Origin of the sequence: Coleofasciculus sp. FACHB-542 (assembly GCF_014695825.1) — a bacterium.
GTDB lineage: Bacteria > Cyanobacteriota > Cyanobacteriia > Cyanobacteriales > FACHB-T130 > FACHB-T130.
Map to the genome: position 1 here is coordinate 1 of NZ_JACJPB010000001.1, position 3,129 is coordinate 3,129.

Below are 3,129 nucleotides of genomic sequence, written 5' to 3' on the forward strand. Positions count from 1 at the left end.
GTGCGTTGCGGCACGCTTTGAGCAACTCGCAACTCGCTTAACATTGAGTCCTCTGCTTCGCTTAAGATAATCCGAATAGGAGCAGGCATAAATAATGGAAAACTCCGTTTAGAAGCTTTATGCCATCTTATATTTAATTAGTCCCAGCTACTTATGGTGTAGGGGGGAGGTAAGATAAACTTTACCTCCCTTACCAGTGACCTATTGCAAGAGACACAACCCCGTTTTTGTGTCTGCGTATTTCTCTACTCCAGCATTTCCAGGTTTCGTACCGCGCCTTGATCCGCGCTAGTCGCCAGCAGTGCATAAGCCTTGAGCGCTGCACTTACCCGACGCTGCCTCTGCTGTGCAGGCTTCCAGGCATCTTTGCCCTTCGCTTCCATTGCCACACGACGGTTGGCTAATTCCTCCGCCGATAGCTCCACATTGATGCGGCGATTGGGGATGTCGATTTGGATCGGATCGCCACTCTGAACCAGCGCAATGTTCCCGCCCGCCGCCGCCTCTGGAGAGGCATGACCAATCGACAGACCCGAAGTCCCGCCAGAAAAGCGACCATCGGTCAATAATGCACAAACCTTGCCCAGACCCTTGGATTTAAGGTAACTGGTCGGATAGAGCATTTCCTGCATCCCAGGCCCACCACGCGGGCCTTCGTAGCGAATGATTACCACATCGCCCGGTTCCACCTCATCGTTGAGAATTCCTTTGACAGCAGCGTCCTGGCTTTCATAAATACGCGCCTTGCCTTCAAACACATGAATGCTTTCGTCTACGCCTGCCGTCTTCACAATACAACCGCGCTCTGCCAGGTTGCCATATAGCACAGCAAGTCCACCCTCGGTGCTGAAGGCGTTTTCGATGCTGCGGATACAGCCGTTTTCTCGGTCTAGGTCGAGTGAGGGCCAGCGGGTTGATTGACTGAACGCTTGCTGAGTTGGAATACCCGCAGGGCCGGCCTTGAAGAAGGTGTGGACGGCTTCATCATCGGTACGCATGACATCCCAATGATCGAGCGCTTCTTTGAGCGTCTTACTATGGACTGTCGGCAAGTCTGTGTGGATCAGACCTGCACGCTCCAACTCGCCGAGAATACCGGGGATACCACCTGCCCGGTGGACATCCTCAATGTGATACTGGGGAGTGTTCGGTGCCACCTTGCAGAGTTGCGGCACCTGGCGCGAGAGACGATCAATGTCGGTCAAGGTGAAATTGACGCCGGCTTCATGAGCAGCAGCCAGTAAGTGCAGTATGGTATTGGTGGAACCGCCCATCGCGATATCCAGCATCATGGCATTCTCGAACGCTTTGAAACTGGTAATAGAGCGGGGCAACACCGATTCATCGTCCTGCTCGTAGTAACGGCGGGTAATGCTGACAATGGTTTGCGCGGCGTTGAGAAACAGATCCTTACGGTCGAAATGGGTCGCTAGCACAGTGCCATTGCCAGGTAAGGAAAGACCAATCGCCTCCGTGAGACAGTTCATAGAGTTGGCAGTGAACATACCAGAGCAAGAGCCACAGGTCGGGCAGGCGGAACGCTCATACTCTTCAACCACCTCATCGCTGATACGGTCGTTCGCGGCAGCCACCATCGCGTCCACTAGGTCTAGTTTATGTTCCGAGAGCTTGGTCTTGCCAGCTTCCATCGGCCCGCCAGAAACGAATACTGTAGGGATGTTGAGACGCAGGGCTGCCATCAACATACCGGGGGTGATTTTGTCACAGTTGGAAATGCAGACTAGGGCATCAGCACAGTGGGCGTTAACCATGTACTCGACTGAATCGGCGATAATCTCGCGCGAGGGCAGGCTATAGAGCATTCCGTCATGACCCATAGCAATGCCATCGTCCACGGCAATAGTATTGAATTCTTTGGCAACACCACCGGCGGCTTCAATCTCACGGCACACCAGTTGTCCCAGATCCTTCAAGTGAACGTGACCAGGTACGAATTGCGTAAAGGAGTTGGCAACTGCAATGATTGGCTTCTCAAAATCCTCAGTGTGCATTCCGGTGGCACGCCAGAGCGCACGGGCACCGGCCATATTACGTCCCTGGGTGGAGGTTTTGGAGCGATAGATCGGCATGACGCATCCTATTCGTCTAAGGGTTCTTAATAGTCTAGACTTTATGGTTACGTCGCGAAAACTTCTTAGTGACACACGCTTTGTGTCAGTCTTGTTGCCTTAAGCGATAAGTCCAAAGTGCTGTTGTCCCAAGAGAACCTTTATCGCTACAACATAGGAAAGAAGAGAAGTATATCGATTTAAAATTTTAACGAGATTAAATTTGATGACACGCCAAATAATTTGTTATTCGACAGCAGTTTGAGAGCTTGTGAGACTGATAATGGTAATAATACGGCTTAAAAGACACCAGCATTAAAGATTCCGCTCGCTTGGGAAAGGTGCTTCAATCTGTCTCACAAACAGTAGATATTGTGACATTGCAGCACAGTTGTTATCCCTCTTTTGTTACTAGGGAGAGAGGATAATCAGGAAGAGATTCAACTAGCAATAGGGAAACTGACAGGAGAAGCGCGAAAATCATTCATGAGGTGAATTAATTTCAAAAAGCAACGTTTCATCCCAGGAATGTTAAATACTTGTAGCCAAGGTCGAATCAAACAGTAGAAGATATAAGGTTGAATAATTAATCTCAGGTTATTCAATGAACTCTTCTAGGTCGTACCAGACTCCCAATCAGGATGTTGACTATGTTGAGAAATATTGGAGTCGCTTGAGTCTGGCACTAATGATGTAGATGTTGGGCTTGATTGGGGTGAAAATTGAAATGAAGCAGCTTGAATGCTGACTAAAAGATAGGCGCTAAAAACGATTTCCCACCACCGTTCAATACTTTCATAGTCAGTCAGTCGAAAATCCGCCCAGCCTAGTTCATTTTTAACTTGCTTAAAACCATATTCAATCCAGTTTCGTAAACTATATAGCTCAGCTACATTCGGTGACAAATAAATTGAGAAATTAGTCATAATGTACCAACTTTCCTCTCTGGTTGGATCGGGAGTATTCGTCTTACTAATTTGGTAATATCTCCGGCGGTGACGTTTGCCAAAAATAATTTCTCTCAGGTAACGAGTTTCGGCTGGGCGGTGCGAAAGCCTTT

At 48.9% G+C, this 3,129-nt stretch carries 2 protein-coding genes; both read right to left on the bottom strand.

Going from position 1 to position 3,129, the window contains the following annotated elements:
• Window positions 1-245: 245 nt before the first annotated feature.
• The gene (ilvD, locus tag H6F52_RS00005; RefSeq protein WP_190531033.1) at window positions 246-2,090 is read right to left on the bottom strand and encodes a dihydroxy-acid dehydratase; all 1,845 of its coding nucleotides are present in this window, start codon (window positions 2,088-2,090) and stop codon (window positions 246-248) included.
• A 593-nt stretch (window positions 2,091-2,683) separates the two neighbouring features.
• The coding region (locus H6F52_RS00010; protein WP_190531039.1) for a transposase at window positions 2,684-3,129 on the bottom strand (446 nt) is incomplete at its 5' end.

Excerpts from the sequence above, each read along its gene's own strand:
- ilvD (WP_190531033.1), bottom strand. The coding sequence starts at position 2,090 with ATGCCGATCTATCGCTCCAAAACCTCCACCCAGGGACGTAATATGGCC.